Annotated in this window: 18 protein-coding genes, 2 tRNA genes and 1 pseudogene; 11 read left to right on the top strand and 10 right to left on the bottom strand. The window is 68.3% G+C overall.

Annotated features, from left to right (window positions below; all coding sequences use genetic code 11):
• Positions 1-7 precede the first annotated feature (7 nt).
• Positions 8-80, top strand: a tRNA-Asn gene (locus tag ACWC09_RS49665).
• A gap of 178 nt (positions 81-258) precedes the next feature.
• A tRNA-Ile gene (locus ACWC09_RS49660) sits at positions 259-332 on the top strand.
• Positions 333-726: 394 nt separating this feature from the next.
• Here the strand turns inward: ACWC09_RS49660 and ACWC09_RS49655 are convergent.
• The 4 genes from ACWC09_RS49655 to ACWC09_RS49640 are packed head-to-tail and all read right to left on the bottom strand — an operon-like array spanning position 727 to position 5,588.
• Positions 727-2,382 carry a glycoside hydrolase family 13 protein gene (locus ACWC09_RS49655; protein WP_450858562.1) on the bottom strand — a complete coding sequence of 552 codons (1,656 nt, stop codon included), beginning with the start codon at positions 2,380-2,382 and terminating at the stop codon, positions 727-729.
• Between the two features lie 45 nt (positions 2,383-2,427).
• Complete coding sequence (locus ACWC09_RS49650; RefSeq protein ID WP_450858560.1) at positions 2,428-3,270, bottom strand: carbohydrate ABC transporter permease; 843 nt, start codon at positions 3,268-3,270, stop codon at positions 2,428-2,430.
• A 2-nt stretch (positions 3,271-3,272) separates the two neighbouring features.
• Entirely contained in the window at positions 3,273-4,193 is a 921-nt protein-coding gene (locus ACWC09_RS49645; RefSeq protein ID WP_450858559.1) for a carbohydrate ABC transporter permease, read from the bottom strand.
• 6 nt (positions 4,194-4,199) lie between these two features.
• Positions 4,200-5,588, bottom strand: a complete 1,389-nt coding sequence (locus ACWC09_RS49640) for an ABC transporter substrate-binding protein (protein WP_450858557.1) — start codon at positions 5,586-5,588, stop codon at positions 4,200-4,202.
• A 291-nt stretch (positions 5,589-5,879) separates the two neighbouring features.
• On the opposite strand from ACWC09_RS49640, the gene ACWC09_RS49635 reads away from it, so the two are divergent.
• Positions 5,880-6,899, top strand: a complete 1,020-nt coding sequence (locus ACWC09_RS49635) for a LacI family DNA-binding transcriptional regulator (protein WP_450858555.1) — start codon at positions 5,880-5,882, stop codon at positions 6,897-6,899.
• Between the two features lie 327 nt (positions 6,900-7,226).
• Here ACWC09_RS49635 and ACWC09_RS49630 read toward each other — a convergent pair whose 3' ends face one another.
• A complete protein-coding gene (locus tag ACWC09_RS49630; RefSeq protein WP_450858553.1) occupies positions 7,227-7,505 on the bottom strand; it encodes a hypothetical protein in 279 nt (92 codons plus the stop codon).
• An 87-nt stretch (positions 7,506-7,592) separates the two neighbouring features.
• Positions 7,593-8,330: a DUF433 domain-containing protein gene (locus ACWC09_RS49625; protein ID WP_450858552.1), complete on the bottom strand. Its 738-nt coding sequence runs from the start codon at positions 8,328-8,330 to the stop codon at positions 7,593-7,595.
• 1,374 nt (positions 8,331-9,704) lie between these two features.
• Here ACWC09_RS49625 and ACWC09_RS49620 point away from each other — a divergent pair.
• The 3 genes from ACWC09_RS49620 to ACWC09_RS49610 all read left to right on the top strand — a co-directional run bounded on the left by ACWC09_RS49620 (position 9,705) and on the right by ACWC09_RS49610 (position 13,360).
• On the top strand, positions 9,705-11,141 hold the full coding sequence (locus tag ACWC09_RS49620) for a carboxylesterase family protein (protein ID WP_450858550.1): 1,437 nt from the start codon (positions 9,705-9,707) through the stop codon (positions 11,139-11,141).
• A 56-nt stretch (positions 11,142-11,197) separates the two neighbouring features.
• Positions 11,198-12,220 (top strand): alcohol dehydrogenase catalytic domain-containing protein, encoded by a 1,023-nt coding sequence (locus ACWC09_RS49615; protein WP_450858549.1) that lies wholly within the window; start codon positions 11,198-11,200, stop codon positions 12,218-12,220.
• A 135-nt stretch (positions 12,221-12,355) separates the two neighbouring features.
• Positions 12,356-13,360, top strand: a complete 1,005-nt coding sequence (locus tag ACWC09_RS49610) for an alpha/beta hydrolase fold domain-containing protein (protein ID WP_450858548.1) — start codon at positions 12,356-12,358, stop codon at positions 13,358-13,360.
• A 74-nt stretch (positions 13,361-13,434) separates the two neighbouring features.
• Here the strand turns inward: ACWC09_RS49610 and ACWC09_RS49605 are convergent, their stop codons facing one another.
• Positions 13,435-14,265, bottom strand: coding sequence for a helix-turn-helix domain-containing protein (locus ACWC09_RS49605; protein ID WP_450858547.1), 831 nt, complete (start codon positions 14,263-14,265; stop codon positions 13,435-13,437).
• A 235-nt stretch (positions 14,266-14,500) separates the two neighbouring features.
• Here ACWC09_RS49605 and ACWC09_RS49600 point away from each other — a divergent pair, with 235 nt between their 5' ends.
• From ACWC09_RS49600 to ACWC09_RS49580, 5 genes are all read left to right on the top strand, one after another.
• On the top strand, positions 14,501-14,896 hold the full coding sequence (locus tag ACWC09_RS49600) for an MmcQ/YjbR family DNA-binding protein (protein ID WP_450858546.1): 396 nt from the start codon (positions 14,501-14,503) through the stop codon (positions 14,894-14,896).
• Complete coding sequence (locus tag ACWC09_RS49595; protein WP_450858545.1) at positions 14,893-15,261, top strand: MmcQ/YjbR family DNA-binding protein; 369 nt, start codon at positions 14,893-14,895, stop codon at positions 15,259-15,261. The genes ACWC09_RS49600 and ACWC09_RS49595 overlap by 4 nt, the downstream gene beginning before the upstream one ends.
• Positions 15,262-15,361: 100 nt before the next feature.
• The gene (locus tag ACWC09_RS49590) at positions 15,362-16,666 is read left to right on the top strand and encodes a replication-associated recombination protein A (RefSeq protein WP_450858544.1); all 1,305 of its coding nucleotides are present in this window, start codon (positions 15,362-15,364) and stop codon (positions 16,664-16,666) included.
• Positions 16,667-16,875: 209 nt separating this feature from the next.
• Positions 16,876-17,631: an SDR family oxidoreductase gene (locus ACWC09_RS49585; RefSeq protein WP_359816426.1), complete on the top strand. Its 756-nt coding sequence runs from the start codon at positions 16,876-16,878 to the stop codon at positions 17,629-17,631.
• Between the two features lie 40 nt (positions 17,632-17,671).
• Positions 17,672-18,364, top strand: coding sequence for a TetR/AcrR family transcriptional regulator (locus ACWC09_RS49580; protein ID WP_359816425.1), 693 nt, complete (start codon positions 17,672-17,674; stop codon positions 18,362-18,364).
• 247 nt (positions 18,365-18,611) lie between these two features.
• On the opposite strand, the gene ACWC09_RS49575 is transcribed toward ACWC09_RS49580, so the two are convergent.
• From ACWC09_RS49575 to ACWC09_RS49565, 3 genes and pseudogenes are all read right to left on the bottom strand, one after another.
• Positions 18,612-19,025, bottom strand: coding sequence for a PIN domain nuclease (locus tag ACWC09_RS49575; protein WP_359816424.1), 414 nt, complete (start codon positions 19,023-19,025; stop codon positions 18,612-18,614).
• Positions 19,022-19,237: a type II toxin-antitoxin system VapB family antitoxin gene (locus tag ACWC09_RS49570; protein WP_319280468.1), complete on the bottom strand. Its 216-nt coding sequence runs from the start codon at positions 19,235-19,237 to the stop codon at positions 19,022-19,024. Before ACWC09_RS49570 ends, ACWC09_RS49575 begins: the two co-directional genes overlap by 4 nt.
• Positions 19,238-19,768: 531 nt before the next feature.
• Positions 19,769-21,014, bottom strand: a pseudogene (locus tag ACWC09_RS49565) (IS110 family transposase).
• Positions 21,015-21,270 lie beyond the last annotated feature (256 nt).

Raw genomic sequence — 21,270 nt, 5'->3', positions numbered from 1 at the left:
AGCTCGGTCCTCCGTAGCTCAATTGGCAGAGCAGCCGGCTGTTAACCGGCAGGTTACTGGTTCGAGTCCAGTCGGGGGAGCATGCTGAACGAGGACCCCGACGGGGTCCTTTTTCATGTCCGCCCCAAGTCCTGGGAACCGTGCAGGTCAAGGCGGAGTCTTGGAGGGCAGGCGAAGTCGACCATACGAAGCAGGAGATCGTATGAGCGGCTATGCTGCGGCAGACGGCGCGCACACATGTACGCGACACGCCGCTATGGGGCGGTAGCTCAGCCGGTTAGAGCAGCGGACTCATAATCCGTCGGCCGTGGGTTCGAGTCCCACCCGCCCCACCTGTGCAGGTCTCTGACCTGCGGAAACGTTCATTTTTGGGTGTCGGATCGTCAACTTTGCCTGGGCGGACTGAATCCGCTGCTCGTGAGTTTGGCGCAGATGTCACACGCGACAGTCGTTGAGGGTCTGACCTGCGTAAATGCGTACATGGCGAAGCCTGTGCCAGCGAGCGTGGTGGCGACGGAGCCGTGTCCTGAGGCCATCCTGAGGCCGGTGGTATCGGGAGGAGCCTGCACGCCGATCGGTCCCGATGGTCGACGGACGTGAGCGAGGCGAAGCTAATGGCTCTGCCCCTTGGGAGATGGGTGATGTGCCGGCCCGCGCCCCGCCGCTCGGGGCGCGGGCCGGTATACCGCGGTAGCGGCGGGGAGTGATCTACCGCGGCAGCTCCTGTCAGTCCCGCTGCAGCAGGACCGTGGTGTCAGGCGGGAGTAGCCCGTTCTTGCTCAGCGGTCCGGATGCCAGGAGGGGGCTGCGGCTGTCGGGGAGCGGGATGGGTTGGTCGGAGAGGTTGACCGCGCACAGGAGGCCGTCACCGCGTTCGAAGAGGAGCGTGCCGGCCGGGCTGTCCAGCCAGTGGAAGTCCTCGCCGTGCAGGCCGGGGTGGGTGCGGCGCAGGCGGAGGGCGGAGCGGTAGAGCTGGAGCATGGAGGTGGGGTCGGCCTGGTTGGCTTCGGCGGTGTAGGACTTCCAGTCCTCGGGCTGGGGAAGCCAAGGGGTGGCGAGTACGGAGGTGCTGAAGCCGAAGGGCGGGGTGTCGCCAATCCAGGGGAGGGGGACGCGGCAGCCGTCGCGGCCTCGGAGAGTGTGGCCGGAGCGTTCCCAGATGGGGTCCTGCAGCATCGACTCCGGGATGTCCTCGACCTCGTAGAGGCCCAGTTCCTCGCCCTGGTAGACGTACGCGCCTCCCGGCAGGGACAGCATCAACAGGGCCGCTGCCCGGGCGCGACGCGTGCCGAGGGCGAGGTCGGTGGGGATGGGCTTGTCCCGGAACAGGGCCTGGACGCCGGTGTCGGCGCGGCCGTAGCGGGTGACGTGGCGGGTTTCGTCGTGGTTGGACAGGACCCAGGTGGCGGGGGCGCCGACGGCGGCGAGGCTGGTGATGCTGCGGTCGATGACTTCGCGCAACTTGTCCGCTTCCAGGGGGCACTTGAGGAAGTCGAAGTTGAAGGCCGTGTGGAGCTGGTCGGGGCGGAGGTACTCCGGCATGCGGTGGGGGCGGACGTGGGCCTCGGCGACGAAGACGCGGGGGTTCGGGTAGCTGTCGGCGATGGCGCGCCAGCTGCGGAAGATGTCGTGCAGGCCGTCGCGGTCCCAGTGCGGGTGGTCCTGCTGGCCGTCGCCTGTCAGGACCGAGAATTCGGTCAGGCCGAGGTCGGGCAGGGCCGGGTCCTTGACCATGCCGTGGGCGACGTCGATGCGGAAGCCGTCGACGCCCAGGTCGAACCAGAAGCGCAGGATCGCTTCGAACTCGGCGCGGACCTCAGGGTTGTCCCAGTTGAGGTCGGGCTGTTCGGGGGCGAAGAGGTGCAGGTACCACTGGCCGTCGTCGGTGCGGGTCCAGGTGGGGCCGCCGAAGGCCGCATGCCAGTCGTTGGGGGGCAGGGAGCCGTTCTCGCCCTTGCCGTCGCGGAAGATGAAGCGGTCGCGTTCCGGGGAGCCGGGCGGCGCCGCCAACGCCTGCTGGAACCAGGCGTGTTGGTCGGAGGTGTGGTTCGGGACGATGTCCAGGATGATGCGCAGGCCGAGGGCGTGGGCCTCGGTGATCAGCTGCTTGGCCTCGTCGAGGGTGCCGTAGGCGGGGTGGATGTCGCGGTAGTCGGAGACGTCGTAGCCGCCGTCGGCCAGCGGGGAGGGGTACCAGGGGTTGATCCAGATCGCGTCCACGCCGAGGTAGGCGAGGTACTGGAGGCGGGAGCGGAGGCCGGCGATGTCGCCGGTTCCGTCGCCGTCGCCGTCGGCGAAGCTGCGTATGTAGACCTGGTAGATGGCGGCCCTGCGCCACCAGCCGGCGTCGGCGGGCAGCGCGGTGGGGGTCGGGTTGGTCATGGTGCTCGGTCCTGACTGTCTGAAGAAGAGGGTGGGGGGTGGGGGTCAGCCCTTGACCGAGCCCTGGAGCAGCGCCTTGACGAAGTGGCGTTGCAGGAACAGGAACACGAGGATCGTGGGGGCCATGATGAGCAGGGCGCCGGCGTTCAACAGGACCTGGTCGGTGCTGTATTTGGTGGTGAACGCCTGCAACGCGCCCGCCATGGTGCGCTTGTTGGGATCGTCGATCAGCACCAGCGCGAGCAGGAACTGGTTCCAGGTGGACAGGAACATCAGCAGCGCGAGGGATGCGATGGCGGGGCGGGCGAGAGGCAGGTGGATGTGGAAGAGGGCGCGCCAGGGGCCCGCGCCGTCCATGCCCGCTGCCTCGTTCAGTTCTTTCGGTACGCCGACGAAATGCGCCCGCATCCAGAACACCGCGAACGGCATGTTCATCCCGACGAGGGGGAGGATCAGCGCCCACTGGCTGCCCAGCAGGCCCATGGCCTTGGTCTGTTCGTAGAGCGGGACGATCACGATCTCGTACGGCAGGGTCAGGGTGAGCACGAGGATCGTGTAGAAGATCTTGCCCAGCGGGATCTCCAGGACGGCGATCGCGTACGCGGCCATCGTCGAGATCAGGACCGCGACCGGTACGACGCCGAGCACGATGAGCGTGCTGGACTTGAGCAGGGTCGTGATGTTGGCGATGTTCCAGGCGTCGACGAAGTTGTGCCAGTGCGGGTCGGTGGGCCAGCTCAGGCCGGAAGGGAAGGATCCCTGCGGGGCGAGGGCCGCGCTGACCATGCTCAGCAGCGGGACGACGGAGTAGAGCGCGGCGGCCGCGATGAGAGTCAGGCCAGGGGCCCGGCGGCGAAAGGTCCGCAACGTCTGCGTGCGTTCGGGCATGGTCACTTCTCCCGGAACAGGCGCTGGAGCGGGGCGACGACCGCGATGACGATCAGGGCGAGGACGACGGCGAGCGCGGAGGCCGCGCCGAGGCGGCTGTCGCTGAAGGCCAGGTTGTAGACGGCGACGCCGGGGACCATGGTCTGGGTGCCGGGGCCGCCCTGGGTGGCGAGGTAGACGACGTCGAAGCTGGCGAGCGCAGCGATGATCGTGATGGTGACGCAGACGCCGATCTCGTTGCGCAGGCCGGGCAGGGTCACGGCGAAGAACTGGCGGATGGGTCCGGCCCCGTCGATGCGGGCGGCCTCGTACAGGCTGTTGTCGATCTTTCCGATGCCGGCCAGGAGCAGCATCGTGCACAGCCCGGTGGAGAGCCAGGTGCCGATGAAGCCGACGGCGGTCAGCGCCCAGTGGAAGTCGGCGAGCCAGGCGCGGGCCAGGCCGCCCAGGCCGATGGCGCGCAGGGTCTGGTTGACCACGCCGTTGTCGGAGTACATCCACGTCCAGGCCACGCCCGCGGCGGCGCCCGGGATGATCTGCGGCAGGAAGAGGAGCGTGCGGGCCACGGTGCCTGTGAAGCGGCCCTCGATCCGGCGCAGTACGGACGCGGTGATCAGGGCGAGGGTCACCGGCAGGACGGTGAAGAAGAGGATCAGGTAGAAGGCGTGGAGCAGGGAGGAGAACTGCTCCGAGTCGGTGAAGACCGCGGTGTAGTTCTTCAGGCCCACCCAGGTGGAAGCGCCGATGCCGTCCCAGTCGTAGAAGGAGTACTGGATCGACAGCAGCACCGGGTAGAAGTTGAAGACGCCGTAGAAGGCGAGGGCGGGCAGGGCGAAGAGCCAGCCGGCCCACCGCCTCGCCCGGAGCCTGTTGCGGCCCCGGGCGGCGGCGCCCTTCCTCGTCGGTCGGGGGGTGGAGGACATGGGGGCTCAGCTGCTCTTGAGGGCGTCGGCGTAGGCGGTCTGGAGGGTCTTGACCATCGCGGCGGGCTCGACCTTGCCGGAGACCAGGAGCTGGAGCTGCTGGGGCAGCTTGGTGTTGACGGCCGGGGCGGCGTTCTGGATCCAGCTGTCGAAGCCGTTGTCGGCGGCGATGGCGGCGTAACCGGTCTGGATCTGCTCGGACGCGGTGCCGGACAGCGACGGCGTCTTGGCGGAGTCCGAGGTCACCGCGGCGTAGCCGTTGTCGACGGCGACCTTCGCCGCCTCGGGTGTGGTGAGGAAGTTCAGGAACAGGGCGGCGGCGTCCTTGTTCTTGGAGTGCGCGGCGATCGAGTAGGCGAGGGTGTTGCTGGTCATGCCCGCGTACTTGCCGCCCTTCTCGGCGGGCGGCATCGGGAAGACGCCGTACTTGCCCTTGAAGGTCTTGTCGATGGTCTGGGTGATCCAGCTGCCCTGGAAGAAGAACAGGCCCTTGCCGCCGGTGAACCGGCCGTACGACGCCTCCTGGTTGATGGCGTTGACGTCGGAGGCGAAGTAGCCCGCCTTGATCCACTTCTGGAGGGTCTTGGTGGCCTGGACGGCGGCCGGGGTGTCCAGAGTGGCGCCCGGCTTGTGGTTCACGAAGTCGCTGAGCTTCTGGGCGCCCATGTAGTCGCCGAGGAGCAGGTTGTAGAGGTGGCCGATCAGGCCGTCCTGGTTGGACGCGACGATCGGGGTGACGCCGGACTTCTTCGCCTTGGCCATGACCGCTTCGAGGTCGGAGACCGAGGAGGGCACGGTCTTCATGCCGACCTTGGCGGCCAGCGCCTTGTTGTAGAAGACACCGACGAGGGGGCCGGCCGAGCCGCCCGCCTGGTAGAGGGAGCCGGAGCCGATCACGCCGTCGGACACCCGGCCGGGGGCGAGTGCGGAGGCGGGGACCTTGCCGCTCCAGCCGTACGCCTTGTCGTAGGCGTCGAGGTTGGTGAGCAGGCCGTCCTTCACCCCGCCGAGGAGGTCGGAGGGCGCGGCGATGTCGGGCGCGGAGTCGGAGGCCAGCAGCCGTGGCAGCACGGTGTTGTAGTTGTTGTCCGCCTCGACCCGCAGCTTGACCTTGATCTTCGGGTACTTGGCCATGAAGGCGTCGGCCAGGCCCTGCTCGTACGTCTGCAGACCGGCCGCGGAGAACAGGGTCAGGTTCGCGGGGGTGTCGGCGACGACCGTGTTCACAGCCGTCGGCGTCGCGTTGGCAGCCGAGCCGGAACCCGAGTCCGAGCCGGGCCCGCTGCACGCGGCGAGCGTGGCCAGTGCGGAGGCCGCGGCGACGGCCGCCAGCGGGGCCCGCAGGCGACGGCCGACGGTTCTGGCGGGGGATGTGGGGTGCTGCTGCTTGGGCATGATGCCTCCTCGCATCCATGCGGCTGCCGCTCCACTCATGGTCGGCAGTCAGAGGTCGGCGTGCTTCCCGGACCGGGCCGCAGAGGAGCGTGAAGGTCGTTTCGGAAGCGTTTCCGTTGCCGAAAGACTGAGGGGGTCGACCGTCCCTGTCAAGTAACGAAAACGCAACACGCATTTGACATGCTGAAACGATCAGATGGCCGTACAGGTCGACACCCGGTGCGAGCCATCACCTCGGAAGCCCTTCCGGGAATCATGGAAGCGTTTCCGGAAATGGGTTAGCCTTCCGGCATGGCGCAGAGCTCCCAGAAGATCAACATGGCGGACGTGGCCCGCGCGGCCGGCGTCTCGATGGCCACCGCCTCACGCGCACTCAACAACGAGAGCGGCGTCGCCGAGGCCACGCGACGCCGCGTGCTCGCGGTCGCCGAGGAGCTCTCCTACGTCGTCTCCCCCGAGGCGTCCCGGCTGGCCGGCGGCGACACCGGCCGGGTCGCCGTGGTCGTCCCGCACATCTCGCGCTGGTTCTTCGCGACGCTGCTGGAAGGGCTGGAATCGGTGCTGCGCGCCGCCGACCTGGACGTACTCCTGTACCACGTGGACGGCATCGAGGACCGCCACGACTTCTTCCACCGACTGCCGGCGCGACGGAAGGTCGACGCGGTCGTGGTCCTGGCTTTCCCGGTGGGTGAGGAGGAGCAGCGGCGGCTTGAGCTGATGGGCGTCACGGTCATCGCAGCGGGCGGCCAGCACGCGCCGTACCCGAACGTCTCCATCGACGACGAGACGGCAGGCCGCCAGGCCATGGACCACCTGCTCTTCCTCGGCCACCGCCGGATCGCGATGATCGCCGCGGTCGACCCCGACCAACCGGACGAGGTGCAGCCGTCGGGCCGCTCCAACGCGTATTACGCCGCCCTGCGCGACGCCGGCATCCCCCTCGACGAACGCCTCGTCGTCACCGTCGACTGGGGCGGCGACCAGGGCGCCGACGCCATGGCCAAACTCCTCAGCCAGCCGGAACCGCCGACCGCCGTCTACGCCCACTCGGACGAGGTCGCCCTCGGCGCGATCCGCACGCTGCGCCGAGCCGGCCTGCGCATCCCCGACGATCTGTCCGTCATCGGCATCGACGACCACCCCGTCGCCGAACTGACCGACCTGACGACTGTGCGGCAACCCGTGCGGGAACAGGGGGAGTTGGCGGGACGCATGCTCCTGAGCATCCTGGGCGGGGAGGAGACGGAGCACGACGTGGTCGTGCCGACGCAGCTGGTGATCCGGGGGAGCACGGCGCCACCGCGGGCATGACGGCGAGGATGTTGGAATGGCAATCCGCAGAAGGACAAGGATTGAGGAGTGCCGACACCGATCAGCGGGTCTGAACTGCCGATGTGAGGACACTGGTGTTCGGAAAGTGCTGACGAGCCACAGCTCAGCGTTCCCTTGCACAGGACACCCATGTCGAAGGGGAAACGCGTTGAGGTCACCGAGAACCTCCCCGCGGACCTGCAGTGCAGGAGGCGCATCGGCTTGTCAGGGTTCGGAAGAACCCTGTTTGGTTACCCGTTCACGCGCCTGCGCCAGACGTAGCTCCAGCAGGTCCGCACTCACCAACTGCGGTCTGCCTCGTGTCAGCTAGTACACCCAGGGCCCGGGTATTTCGGCAAGGGGTGGAAGCTGTTCGTACAGCTCGCGAAAGTGGGTGATGCGCTGGCGGGTTGGGGTGTTGTTGTCGGTGAAGACAAGGTAGCGAGCGGAGTGGTCGAGGATCGCCTGGAGCTCGAGGAAATTGCTCAGGATGGCCTTGTCGGCACCGACGCAGATGCGGCCGGCCGCAGTGGCATCCGCGATCCACTGTTGGTCGGACACTGCCTCGGCGGGGGCGACACCGTAGAGATCACCGATGGTCTGCACGTCCGGGCATAGTTTCACGTACAGCCTCGGCGAAGCGTTTTGCGTTCGTGCTGCGGGCCAGGAACAGGCGCAGTCCCCCCGCTTCGCTCATGCGGCCTCGCGTTCGATCCGTTCCTGAACTTCCGCCACCTGATCAACGGGCAGGCCGTAGTCCTCGGCAACGTCCTCTACAGGCTGGCCAGAGCGTAGATCGCCGGCAACTACATAAAGGGGAGTGCCGGTGGCGGTGAAGAAAGGCCGACCGAAGTTCACACCCGGCAGTACCCCAATCTCAGCGACTTCGTAACCGGGAAGCTCGATCTTGCGAGCGTACTCATTGCCCGGCCTGGATCCCGGTTCGTCGTACTCGATACGGGTCAGGAACCGGTCGATCACCTCGCGGAAGACGTACTGGCCATCCAGAACGATCAGCTTGCGGGTCTCTCTCTCGTCCTCGCCTCCAAGATCGTCACCGATCTCGTACAGGAGGTCGGCTCCGGCGACGTAGAGACGGCGGGAAGCGAGTGCGTGCTCGACACCGATCCGCTCACGGACCATGTCGAGTGCCGGGCGGATCTTCTGGAGAGGCATGTTCGCTCGGCGCAGCGCGGACAGGAACATGCCCTCGGCCAAGCCGATGAAGGGGATCGACGGATGCGACGAGCGTGGTGCGCCTAGATAGGTGATCAGCGGGGAGCCGGTCGCCTGTGGCCGGTTGGGGAAGGTGTTGCGGTAGCCCCGTGCCCAGTTCCGGAAGGTGGAAGAGGCCATGTCCAGGTAGCTGGCCGCTTCAGCCTGGGTGTAGAGGGGCACGCTGAAACGGACGTCCTCGCTCCTGTCGGCCACGGGTACCACCTCCGCCCCCAGTCTCTCGCAGCCGATAGGTCGTGGACGATATGCCGGCTAAGGGCGGCTAAGGGGTATGTCGTGGCCGCAATCACGATTGGCTGAGGCGTATGAGCTGTCTGGTGTCGAGATGGAGCCCCGCACGGCGGAAGGGAGATCCGCTGCGTGCGAGTTCGAGACCGGTTCCGAGCTGGCGAGATGCTCCCATACACCGACGGCCTGCGCCCCTGCGGCCTCATTGAGGCCGCGTTGAGGCCGCAAGGACAGGAACAGACTGACAAGGACTGAGAAGCACCGACACCACCCACCCCGCCTGACCTGCTGAAACGTCATGGATCGGCGTTGATCGGCAAGGGCCGCCAAGATCCTCAAAGGACTCATAATCCGTCGGCCGTGGGTTCGAGTCCCACCCGCCCCACCTGTGCAGGCTTCTGACCTGCGGAAACGTTCAATTTGTCCTGGCGGATCGTCAACTTCGCCTGAACGGACGGAATCCGCTGCGCATGAGTTCGGATCTGTTCCGGTCGATGTTGGTTCATATCGCTCTGACCTGTGTAGATGGCGCGGTCCGGCGATCGGGCAGGCCGCTGCGGGTGGCCTGTGCGATGCCTTTGGTGCCCGATTCTGGACGCTGGATGGACATGAGGATTCAGAAGTGCCGTCTGGGGACCTTCGAGTAGGCGGCTTTGTCGAGCCGACGGGTGGGCACGGAGGCAGTCCGAATGGGGTGCGGTCCGAGTTGCGACGCGCAAACGGCCCCTACCGGAAACGGTACAGACAGGATCGACGGGCTCGGTGGGAGCGGCCGGGCTGAGTGGCTCTCACGCATGCAGCCGCCGGTCTTCCTGCTCATCCCCTCCCTCCCGGGGTGCCGACGCTCACCGTCGAGGCGGGATGTGGTCCCCTGCCAAGGGCCGCCTAACGAGGGCTGCTGGTGTCGCCGACGTCGTGACGCGGCTCGACGAGTCCGGCCGTCCTCGGGTTCGTTGCTGAGCCAGGCCGCCCTGGCGACCGGCGACAGCCATCCGGGCCCGGGCCGCCTCATGCGCATCTCCCTCGATCGCCTCAACAGCCGCTATACCGCACCCCTACGAGTCTCGGTGACAGGGACAACAGCTCTCACCGCAGCGGGCGCTGTTCGCGTGAAGACGCCGGATCAAGAAGAAGAGACCGCCCCCTTGCAGGAGGTCAGGTGGCCCCAGCTCATGGCCGGCACCGAGACCTCGCTGTCGAAGTGTCACCTGGTGACCATCAGGTGACCGCCACCCGCCGGGCGTTTTGTCGGATCCCGGGAAACGATGGGAGACGGCACCGCGAGCGACCAGCCGCCGACTCACCGCGCGAATCATCCGAACCGCGCTGGAAGGACATGTCATGACCGCCTCCGCTCTCAAGGCTCCGACCGCACCAGGGGTGCGGTCCTGGTGGGGAATCCCGTACGCCACCGCTGAGCGGTACCGCCGTCCCGTGGTCGCTGGCTTCGATCCGGGCCTCCCGTACGACCGCAAGGGCGTCGTCTCTGTCCAGCCCGACAGCGGTGACTGGCTGGAAGCGGACAGCGGGATGGGTGAGGACTGCCTGAACCTGAACGTGTGGGCCCCCGAGGAGCCGGTCGACAAGGCGCTCCCGGTGACCGTGTACATCCACGGCGGTGGATTCGAGTTCGGTGCGAACACGCAAGTCACCTCGAACGCCTCCGGTCTCGCCGCGACGGGGCGCGTGGTGGGCGTGTCCCTCAACTACCGGCTCGGCGCTCTGGGCTCGCTCTCGCTCTCGCAGTACGGCGGGAAGCTCGCCGAGGCCAGCAACCTCTTCCTCCAGGACATCATCGCCGCGCTCACCTGGATCCAGCGGAACATCGCCCACTTCGGCGGCGACCCCGACAACGTCACCGTCTACGGTCACAGCGGCGGCGCCTATTCCACCTTCGGGCTGCTGGGCGCTTCCTCCGCCGACGGCCTGTACCGGCGCCTGGCCGGGTTCTCCGGCGGGCCGGCCCGCTCCATCCCGGCCTGGTGGGCCGAGGAACTCGCCCACCGGTTCGTCACCGAACTCGGTGTCGCGGACAACCCGGAGAAGGTGCTCGACCTCGACCCGCTCTCTTTGCGGGACGCCCTGCGCAAGGTCCTCCCGACGGACCTCGGAGTCCGCGGCGGGGTGGACAACAAGGCCACCGGCGTCGTCCTGGACATCGGGCAGCCCGGCGCGGTGGTGCACGCCCACCCCATGGACGTACTCGCCTCGGGCGTGCACCGCGACGTGGACGTGCTGCTGAGCATGGCCAGCGACGACATGGGCTGGTGGGTGGCGAACGACCTCGACCGTTTCGACCCGGGCATCGTCGACCGCGTCGTCGACGAGGTCGCGGGGTGGCGTATCTCCCGCTCCCGCGCGCAGAAGATCGTCGACACCTACGATCAGGGCGGCCTTACCCCGGCCGAGGTCCGTGCCGCGGTCATGGCGGACTACCTCTTCGCGATCCCCGCCGCCCGCGGCGCCCTGGCCCACGCCGCCGCCGGCGGCAATGCCCACCTCCTCCTGATCGGCCCCGCCGAGGGCGCGCCCGCCGTGCACGGCACCGAGATGTACGCCCTGGTCGGCCAAAAAAAGCCGGGCCGCAGCGCGGAGCAGGCCGACCGCGACACCCGTATCCGCGACATCGTGCTCGCCTTCGCCACCGGCGAGCACTCCCGCCTGTGGCGCGCCGTCACGGACCAGCCCACATCGGAAACCGTCGGCAACTCTCCCTTCGAGGGCACCGCCCACTACCAGCAGGTCCTCGACCTGTGGGAAGGCATCGACCGCCCCTGACGGCCGCCGGGCGATACGTAAGAGCGCGCGGGACAACACGGAGTGAGGTACTCGGTATGAGGCAATCGACAGCAGCAGGTGGCGTCGCACCGGCGACGATGACGGCCGTCGTCGTCACCCGCCCCGGCGGCCTGGACGCACTTCAGATCAAGGATGTGGCGGTGCCCGTCCGCAAGCCCGGCTGGGTGCGGATCCAGGTGAAGGCGTTCGGCGTCAACGAATCCGAAGTCACCACCCGCAAAGGCGAGTCGGACGCGGAGGTCACCTACCCGCGCATCCCCGGCATCGAGGGCGTCGGCGTGGTCGACGAGGCCGACGAGGACAGCGGGCTGCGGCCGGGACAGCAGGTCGCCACGATGATGGGCGGCATGGGCCGCTCCTACGACGGCGCGTACGCCCAGTACGTGACCGTCCCCGCCGGGCAGGTCATCCCGTTCGAGACCACCCTGCCGTGGGACGTGGTCGGCGCGCTCCCCGAGATGTTCCAGACCGCCTACGGATCGCTGACCACCGGCCTGGACTTGAAGCCCGGGCAGACGCTGCTGATCCGCGGCGGCACCTCCACGGTCGGTCTGAGCGCGGCCACGATCGCGAAGGACCTCGGAGCCACCGTGCTGTCCACCACTCGCAGTGAGGCGAGGGCCGGGGAACTGCGGGCGGCGTGCGTCGACCATCCCCTCATCGACAACGGAACCCTCGCCGCCCAGGTGCGCGAACTGATGCCGGACGGTGTCGACGCCGCACTGGAGCTGGTGGGCTGCTCGGTCCTCGCCGACACCCTCCGCACCGTACGCCGGCACGGCACGGTCTGCTTCACCGGGGCCCTGGCAGGCCAGTGGACGATCCCCGACTTCACGCCGTTCATGATCCCGAGCGGGGTGCGGCTGACGTCCTACGGCGGTCAGGCCGCCGACCTCCCGGCCGACGTCCTCGCCCATCAGCTCCAGGCCATTGCAGCAGGACGCCTCAACGTCCCCGTCGCGAAGGTCTACCACGGCCTGGAACAGGTCCGTGACGCCCAGGCCGACCTCGAGTCCGGCACCACGCCGGGCAAGCACGTCGTCGTCCTCGACGACTGAGACCGGACCGCGGGACACGACAAGGCCATCGCACACCTCGAGTCGATCGGTTCGAACCCGCACATCGTGCCCAGTGACTACCTCAACCCGGCGGTGAGCGCCGCCGCTCCCCGCCCTTTCCGAAGGAGCCAACAGATGACGGACCGAACAGCGGCAGGCCTCTTTGGTGCCTTGACCACCCGGCCCCCGCTGGACCCGGAGCTCGCGTCCGTCGAGGAGGCGCGGGGCGCCTTTTTCCCGGCACTGTCGGACGAGACCCTGCCAGAGCTCCGACGGCAGATCGCCGCGGGTTCCCCCGGGTTGGATTCGGAGGCTCTGACGGCGGGCGGCAGAGTGCGGGTGGAAGAGCGACAGGTGCCCGGGCCGGAGGGCGCGCCGGACATCACTGTGCTGATTCTCAGCCCCGTCGAGGACCGAGGCCCCAAGGGAGGCATCCTCAGCCTCCACGGTGGCGGGATGATCATGGGGGGCCGTCGGGACCACGTGAGTCATCTTCTCCCTCATGTGATCGAGGGGAGTGCGGTCGTCGTGTCGGTCGAGTACCGGCTGGCGCCGGATCACCCCGATCCCGCTCCGGTCGAGGACTGTTACGCGGGGCTGGTGTGGATGGCGAAGAACGCGGCCGAGCTCGGTATCGACCCCGAGCGGCTCCTGATCGCCGGAGTCAGTGGCGGCGGCGGCCTCGCGGCGGGGACCGCGCTGCTCGCCCGCGACCGCGCCTTTCCCAGGCTCAGCCAGCAGGTTCTGATCTGCCCCATGCTCGACGACCGCTTCGAGACGCACAGCAGTCGCATGGTGGACCGCGAAGGCGTATGGGACCGCCACAGCAATCTGTACGCGTGGACCTCCGTACTGGGCGAGCGGCGCGGCGGCCCGGACGTGTCGCAGTACGCCGCACCGGCCCGTGCTGAGGACCTCAGCCGGCTGCCGCGCACCTACATCGACACCGGCTCGGCCGAGGGGTTCCGCGACGAGATCCTGATCTACGCCGGCCGCCTGTCAGAGGCGGGCGTGAGCGTTGATCTCCACATGTGGGGCGGAGCCTTCCACGGATTCGACATGTCGGTGGATCATGCGGCTGTGTCACGCTCTGCCAACGCGACCCGTGAGGAGTTCATCCGGCGGGCTCTCGACAGGTGAGCGGTGCGACAACGCGCAGATTGCGAAGACAGCCTTCGCCTCCTGACGAGCAAGGGGCGTCCGCCGCGTTTCCGTCAAGCGTCGGTCCTCGCCTCGCCCGCCGCGAAGGCGGCCGGGGTGAGGCCGGTGCGGTCGCGGAAGAAGCGGCCGAAGTTCGCGGGGTCGGTGAAGCCGAGGTGGACGGCCACGGCCCGGGCGTCCCACCGGGCAACTCCCAGCAGGCGCCGGGCTTCCAGGAGGCGCCGCTCGTCGATGAGTTCACGCACCCCCTTGCCGGTGGCGTCCCGGGCGGCCCGGCTGAGGGTGCGGACCGAACAGCCGAGCAACTCGGCGTAGTCCGCGGCGTGGTGCAGCTCGCGGAAGTGCAGCTCCAAGGCGTCCAGGAAGCGCCCGTACCTGTCGGCACGGCCCGTGCCGACCGTGGCCGTGCCGGTGGGGGCGATGTCCGGGGAGTTGGCCAGGCGCAGCAGCAGCGATTCGAGCAGGCTGCGCCGCAGGGCGTGGTGGATGTCGAGGGGGCGGCGCCCCAGTGCGCGGTGTTCGTCCAGGAGTTGGAGTGCCGTCTGCTGGAGCCAGGCGGTGTCGTCGGGGTGCGGGCTGAGTACGGCAGGGGCCTCGTGCGCGGTGAGCGGGGCCAGGAGACGGGCGAGGTCGGGCCGCAGCACGTCCGGTTCGAACAGGATGAACGGGCCGCGGGCCTCGCCGGGCGGATGCCAGCACTGCGCGTGCCCGGGACGCACCCACAACCACTGCCCGGGGGTGACGGTCCGCGTGACGTAGTCGACATCGTGCCGCAACTCACCCTCGGTGACCGCGATGAGGTAGTGGAAGGTGGCACGGCCCGGACGGGGCGGGTTCCACGGCCAGTCGTCGTGCTGGGCGAAGAAGTCCTCGACGGTACTCACCTCAAGGCCGTACGGAGTACCGACCGGGGGCTGGAAACCGTACAGCCGAACCGCGGCAGGACCGGTCGCGGTTCCGCTCGGGTCGGGGTGTCGCTTGTCGACCATCACGTGTCCGCACCCTACCGCCCGTCCCGTCGGCTTCGACGCAAGGATGGAACGTGCCAGCGCACCCGTGCGGCGCTTCCTACCTCCTTCGACGCCACAGTCCGTCACCACCTGAGAAGGCCCACCGCCCATGAACGCATCGACCCTGCACAAGACCGCCGCCGACTGCGCGGAAGAACTCCCCGGAGCCCAGCTGGAGCACCCCTTCGGCCCCGACTGGGAGGTCTACAAGGTGCGCGGCAAGGTGTTCATGCTGATGACCGACGTCCCGGGGCGTCCCGTCGTGATCCTCAAGGCGGACCCCGGCGAGGCCCACGCCCTGCGAGAGCAGTACAGCCACATCACCCCCGGCTACCACATGAACAAGAAGCACTGGATCACGCTGGAGGGCGGAGAAGGCGTCGACAAGGAGCTCATCAGGGAGCTCGTCACCGACTCCTACCGGCTCGTCGTCGCCCAACTGCCCAGGGCCGAGCGGCCCGTCGACCCGCACACCTACGGCACCCCCAGGCGGGCGGCCACGTGAGCGCGGCCGGTGACCGGCTCCAGGACACCGCCCGCCGGGCCGCCCTGGCCCTCCCCGACGTCAGCCACGGCTACCCCTTCACCCCCGGACTCGACGTGTACAAGGTCGCGGGCAAGGTGTTCCTGATCGTCACCGACGACCCGGACGACCAGATCATCACGGTCAAGTGCGAACCCGAACACGCCCGCGCTCACGTACGCGCCCACGCCTCGATCACACCGGGCCGCTACCTCGACAAACGCCACTGGGTCTCCCTCGGGCCGGGCCCCGGCATCACCGAGAGGCTGGTCACCGACGCGGTCGAGGACTCCTACGACCTGGTTGCCGCGCGGCTGCCGCGACGCGACCGCCCCGGCGCCCGATGAGCACCGCGCGCTTCCCCACGAGCGGCTGAGCCGACGCCTGTCAGTGCCCCGTGCAAGGCTCGCCACGTCCGCACACGTCCGCTTCCGACCCGAGAGACCGATGGAACCGACCCTGCCGCTCTTCGGCGAGGAGCCCGCCCGGCCCCTCGCCGACCGCCTGCGCCCCACCCGGCTGGAAGATGTCGTCGGGCAGGACCACCTCCTTGCCCCAGACGCCCCGCTGGGCCGCATGGTCGCCCAGCAGCGCCTCGGTTCCGCCATCCTGTGGGGCCCGCCCGGCGTCGGGAAGACCACCATCGCCCGGCTCCTCGCCGGCGCCGGCAACCTGGCCTTCGAACCGGTGTCGGCCACCTTCTCCGGCGTGGCCGAACTGCGCAAGGTCTTCGCCGCCGCACGAAGCCGGCGCGGCATCGGCCAGGGCACCCTGCTGTTCGTCGACGAGATCCACCGCTTCAACCGTGCCCAGCAGGACAGCTTCCTGCCCTACGTCGAGGACGGCACCGTCACCCTGATCGGCGCCACCACGGAGAACCCGAGCTTCGAACTCAACGGCGCCCTCCTCTCCCGCACCCAGGTCCTCGTCCTCAAACGCCTCGACGAAGCCGCACTGTCCACGCTCCTCGACCGCGCCGAGCAGCTCACCGGCCACCATCTGCCCCTGGACGACGACGCCCGCCGCGCCCTGATCGCCATGGCGGACGGTGACGGCCGCTACCTCCTCAACATGGCCGAACAGCTTCAAGCCCTCCCCGACACCGAAACCACCCTGGACACCGCCGGGCTCGCCCATCACATCCAGCAGCGGGCCCCGCTGTACGACAAGGCGCAGGAGGGCCACTACAACCTGATCTCCGCGCTGCACAAGTCGATGCGCGGCTCCGACCCGGACGCGGCCCTGTACTGGCTCGCCCGCATGCTCGACGGCGGCGAGGACCCGCTGTTCGTCGCCCGCCGCCTGGTCCGCTTCGCCAACGAGGACATCGGCATGGCCGACCCCCACGCCATCCAACAGGCCCTCGCCGCCTGGGCCGTGTACGAGCGACTCGGCTCCCCCGAGGGCGAGTTGGCGATCGCCCAGACCGTCGTCTACCTCGCCACCGCACCCAAGTCCATCGCCGTCTACCGCGGTTTCAACGGCGCACTCCGATCAGCCCGGCACACCGGCTCGCTCATGCCACCCGCCCACATCCTCAACGCCCCGACCCGGCTGATGAAAGACCTCGGCTACGGCAAGGACTACCAGTACGACCCGGACACAGCCGACGGCTTCTCCGGTGACGACTACTTCCCCGATGACATGGATCGCGAGACGTACTACGAGCCCACCCGCAACGGCTACGAAGCCCAGATCACCGAGCGCCTGCGCCACTGGGCCGCTCTGCGCGCCCGCCGGCAACGCGGCTGACCGGCCGACGCCCGCGAAGAATCATCACGGCCGGAGGACGAGGTGCACCTAGCCGATGTCGGCCGCCTACTCCGGCGCGAGGCGTCCGTGACTGAACCACTCCAGGCGTCGATGGTAAGTGGATCGACTTGCCTTACGGATGGTGCGGGGGCTACCTTCAGCAGGTAAGTCCATCGACTTACCTATCGACTCGGCAGGGAACAATCAACATGAATCGTCTTGCGGGCAAGCGCGCTCTCATCACCGGCGGCACGAGTGGGATCGGTCTGGAGACCGCGCAGCGTTTCATCGCGGAAGGCGCCGACGTGCTGGTCACAGGGGTCACCCCGGCCAGCATCGACAAGGCGCGGCAGATCCTCGGAGACAAGGTGCCGGTGGTGCAGGCCGATGCACGCAATCTCGACGCGCAGCGCGGCCTGGCGAAGCAGGTGCGTGAGCACTTCGGGAAGCTGGACGTGGCGTTCCTGAACGCCGGCGTCTCGGACTGGCGGCCGTTCGAGGACCACACGGAGGACAGCTTCGACCGGCTCTTCGACATCAACGTCAAGAGCGTCTTCTTCCTCACCCAGGCCCTGGTACCCGTGCTGGCCAACCCGTCCTCGGTCATCCTCAACGCGTCCAACAGCGCGCACGGCGGCTACGGGCAGTCGAACGCCTACGCCGCGACGAAGGCGGCTGTCGGCTCCCTGATGCGGTCGTGGAACGCGGACCTGCTCAGGTCGCACGGCATCCGGTTCAACGCGGTAAGCCCCGGCCCGGTGAACACCCCGCTGTACTCCAAGCTCGGGATCGAGGACCCCGCGCAGCAGACGGCGGTTCTGGAGGCGATCAGCTCCGGCATTCCTCTGGGGCGCATGGGTCTGCCCGAAGAGGTCGCGGAAGCCGTCGTGTACCTGGCCTCCGATGTCTCCGCCTTCGCCGTGGGCCAGGACCTTATCCTGGACGGTGGCCAGACCGTTCTCTGACAGCGAGGATGCGGCTGGAAGACGGGCGAAGGGCGTGGGTATGTCGGTGGCGGACCGTGACCGAACGGAAACCGATGGCGATACCTGCCAGGCCGGGTATCACGCGCAGATCAAGGCGGAGAACCGCGCGCGCATCATCCGCGCCGCCCGCGACCTCTTCCTCGCCCGGGGATACGACAAGACCTCCCTGGCCCAGATCGCCAGGGAGGCCCGCGTCTCCACCGGCACCCTCTTCAAGCGGTACCCCTCCAAAGCCGCGCTGTTCGCCGCCGTCACCTCCGAACAGTGGCAGCTGGACGTGCAGTACGCCGCACCGCCCCCGCCCGGTAACCCCCGGTACGGGCTGGACCACATCGGCCGCGACTACGCCTGCCTGGTCTCGCGGCCCGGCACGGCGGCGCTGTGCCGCCTCATCATCACCGAACTTCCCCAGATGCCGGAACTCGCCGACATCGTCGGCACCGGCTTCGCCATCGACCGCGGACCCTTCTTCGACCGGCTCCGCGACTACCTCGACGCCGAAGCGCAGGCCGGCACACTCGACTTCCGTTCGGCCGACGAACAGCCACAGCCGACCTCCGCAGTGGCCGAACAGTTCCTCGGCATGATCTGCGGCCAACTCCTGTGGCCCCAGCTCGTACGGACCGACTTCGTCCCGCCCGACCCCACCGACACCACGATCGTGGACGAAGCCGTCGCCCTCATGCTCACCCGCTACCGCACCGGATCCTGAACCTTGGACCACCAGTTCACGCTGCCAGGACCCCGATGCGTCGTCTTACCGGGACAGGTACAGGTATGTACGGCAGTTCACCCGGGCGTGCCGTGCCCTGGACTGGGTGCCGGCGAGGCGGCTCAGTCCGCGGGGCGGGCGCGAGGGCACGGAGCGAGGGCTGACCGGTAGGGGGCATCGCCGCGATACCGCCTTGGGTGGGCGGTCAGCGAGAGGCTTGACGTCCGTCCGTGCGACCGGGCGGACTCTACTGCCTGAGGTCGATCATGCGGACCGGCTGCCCCGTCGTGCGCGCAATGGTTTCGAAGTCGCGGTCGAAGTGGAGCAGTGTGAGGCCTGCTTCTTCCGCGGCCGCTGCCACCAGGAGATCGACGGGGCCCGCACTGCGGTGTTCCCCTTTTGCGGCCAGTTGTTCCTGGACGATGCGGGAGCGGCGGTAGACGCCGTCAGGCATGGGGCACCACACGTAGTGGGCGTCGAGTGCAGCCTTCAGTCGCGCGCGGTCCGCGGCTGAGCGGGCGGAGTAGAGGACCTCGAGTTCCGTGATGTCGCAGATCGCGACAAGGCCGGCGCCGATCCTGTCGTCCCAGTCAGTCGTGGTCTGGCGGAGCAGGACGCGGGCGAGGGCGGAGGTGTCGATGAGGTAGTCGGCGACGGTCACGGCCGGTACTGGTTCTTGTCCAGGAGAATGTCGACGTCCAGGGCTCCATCGGTCACCAGTTGCCGGGCGTCTTCGAGTGCGCGCAGGCGCCGGTAGCGGGCGGTGACCTCGCGCAGGGCGGTGTTGATGGTGTCGCGCTTGGTGGTGGTGCCGAGTTCCTTGGCGGCTTCTTCCAGTGCCTCGTCGTCGAGGTCGATCACGGTGCGGCTCAAGACAGCCTCCTCATGTACACTGTGGCGTATATCAATATACATGATCGATTGTATATCGAGGGCTCGCACACCCCTGGTGGTCTGTTTCTCAGATCTGTGGACTTGCAGCGAGCGCGCCAGAAGAGGGGGGCGCCAGGAACTTCCCGGTGGGCTCCTTTCAGCGTTCGAACTTCCAGGTGAGGCGGGAGGTCGTCGCGTACGGCACAGGCTTCAGCCTCTGGTGCCCCCTGTCGAGGTTCTGCCTCGGCACCCGGGGAGAGCCTCGCGTGTTGGAAGGGGAATCCGTTGCGGGCGGGTTCGAGATCCCCTCCCGAGCTGGGGCGCTGCTCTTCGTTCCCGGCCGGACCGGTCCATCCGGGAATCGTTCTGGACGCAGGTTGGACACAAGGATCGGAAAGGACTGACAAAGGCCGAGAAGGGCTGAGGCACCAAACTGCGTCTGACGCGCAAATAGGTGCAGGTCGGGGTGGGGTTGGGCATGTGTGAGTGCCCGGTGGCCGTGGTGGTCGCCGGGTGTCTGGGCTCTGGGTGTCAGGCTGCGTCCTCCATGGGGTTGAGGGTGACGGTGTAGCCGAGCTGGTTGAGTGCGGTGATCGCTCGGCGGGTGGCGCGTTCGGGGTCGCGTTGGGCGAAGTAAGTGCCGCCGAGCTCGTGGTAGGGGACGTTGTCGGTGAGCATGTGCCAGATCGCGGTGATGAGCGAATGCTCGATGGCGACCAGGGCCCTGAGCGGGCCGCGTCGGGCGGTCAGCCGCTTGTAACGGGCTTGCAGGTAGGTGTTGTTGGTTCTCGCCGCGCCGAAGGCGGCCAGTCCGAGGGCGCCTTTGAGGTAGGGGTTGCCGGGCCGGACCTTGGTGTTCTTGGTGCGGCCGGCGGACTCGTGGTGGCCGGGGCAGACCCCGGCCCAGGACGCGAGGTGTTTGGCGGAGGCGAACCGGGTCATGTCGGCGCCGGTCTCCGCGATGATCACTTCGGCGACGGCCTGGTTGACGCCGGGGATGGTGTCGAGCAGGCCGAGGGCGGGACGAAAGGGGGCCATCGCCTCCGTGATCCGCTCGTCCAGCTGGCCGATTGCGCCGGTGAGCTGGTCGTAGTGGTCCAGGTGCAGCCGGGTGAGGAAGGCGTGGTGGTCACGGAAGCGGCCCGGTCAGGGCCTCGGTGAGTTCGGGGATCTTGTTGCGGAGCTTGCGTTTGGCCATCTCCGCGAGCGCCTGCGGGTCGTGTTCGCCGCGGATGAGGGCCTCCAGCATGGCCCGGCCGGAGACGCCCATGATGTCGGAGGCGACCGCGGCCAGCTTGATCCCGGTGTCCTCCAGGAGCTTCTCCAGCCGCTGCACGATCTGCCCGCGCTCGCGGGTCATCTGGGTGCGGGCCCGGGTCAGATCCCGCAGTTCGCGCACCGGCTGCGGTGGCACGAACGAGGGGCGGACCAGGCCGTGGGCGCCGAGCTGGGCCAGCCAGGCGGCGTCGGAGACGTCCGTCTTGCGGCCGGGCAGGTTCTTGACCTGCCGGGCGTTGACCAGGATCACGTGCAAGTCCTCGGCCAGCAGGTAGTAGAACGGCTTCCAGTAGTCCGAGGTCGCCTCGATCACGACAAGTGAGACCCTGGCGGCGAGCAGATGGTCCCGCAGGGCGAGCACGGCGTTCGTCGTCGAACCCCAGGTCGTGGTCTCGGTAGTGAACGACCCCCGCCTCTTCGTGCTCGGGCTGCGGACGCAGGCCTTGGCGTCCTTCTTGCTGATGTCCAGACCGGCGCAGCGTTCGTGCAGTACGTCCACGGCCTTGTTCCTTCCCTCACCGAACGGCCAGGCAGTACGCCGTTCCGGGAGGGCCAGGGTGAAACAGGAATTCTGACGCCCGTGCTCACAGCAACACTCCACGGTTCCCGTGGAAGGCCCCCAGCACCATGCTGACCTGCGAGCTCACGGGCATCACAGACGCATCGGTTTCGGCCGGAACGAACCCCACCAGCGTCCCGGACCGACATCGGCCCACGTCAGGGCAGACAGAAGCACCTCCAGCGCGCGCCACGGC

The sequence above is a fragment of the Streptomyces sp. NPDC001617 genome, assembly GCF_053596855.1.
Note: the sequence above shows the minus strand (reverse complement) of the source record. Positions and strands in the feature narration are given on the sequence as shown.

Bases quoted from the DNA above. Each gene is read 5' to 3' on its own strand.
- ACWC09_RS49640 (WP_450858557.1), bottom strand. From the start codon at position 5,588: ATGCCCAAGCAGCAGCACCCCACATCCCCCGCCAGAACCGTCGGCCGT.
- ACWC09_RS49645 (WP_450858559.1), bottom strand. From the start codon at position 4,193: ATGTCCTCCACCCCCCGACCGACGAGGAAGGGCGCCGCCGCCCGGGGC.
- ACWC09_RS49655 (WP_450858562.1), bottom strand. From the start codon at position 2,382: ATGACCAACCCGACCCCCACCGCGCTGCCCGCCGACGCCGGCTGGTGG.
- ACWC09_RS49585 (WP_359816426.1), top strand. From the start codon at position 16,876: ATGAATCGTCTTGCGGGCAAGCGCGCTCTCATCACCGGCGGCACGAGT.
- ACWC09_RS49635 (WP_450858555.1), top strand. From the start codon at position 5,880: ATGGCGCAGAGCTCCCAGAAGATCAACATGGCGGACGTGGCCCGCGCG.
- ACWC09_RS49615 (WP_450858549.1), top strand. From the start codon at position 11,198: ATGAGGCAATCGACAGCAGCAGGTGGCGTCGCACCGGCGACGATGACG.
- ACWC09_RS49650 (WP_450858560.1), bottom strand. From the start codon at position 3,270: ATGCCCGAACGCACGCAGACGTTGCGGACCTTTCGCCGCCGGGCCCCT.
- ACWC09_RS49600 (WP_450858546.1), top strand. From the start codon at position 14,501: ATGAACGCATCGACCCTGCACAAGACCGCCGCCGACTGCGCGGAAGAA.
- ACWC09_RS49610 (WP_450858548.1), top strand. From the start codon at position 12,356: ATGACGGACCGAACAGCGGCAGGCCTCTTTGGTGCCTTGACCACCCGG.
- ACWC09_RS49590 (WP_450858544.1), top strand. From the start codon at position 15,362: ATGGAACCGACCCTGCCGCTCTTCGGCGAGGAGCCCGCCCGGCCCCTC.
- ACWC09_RS49580 (WP_359816425.1), top strand. From the start codon at position 17,672: ATGTCGGTGGCGGACCGTGACCGAACGGAAACCGATGGCGATACCTGC.
- ACWC09_RS49620 (WP_450858550.1), top strand. From the start codon at position 9,705: ATGACCGCCTCCGCTCTCAAGGCTCCGACCGCACCAGGGGTGCGGTCC.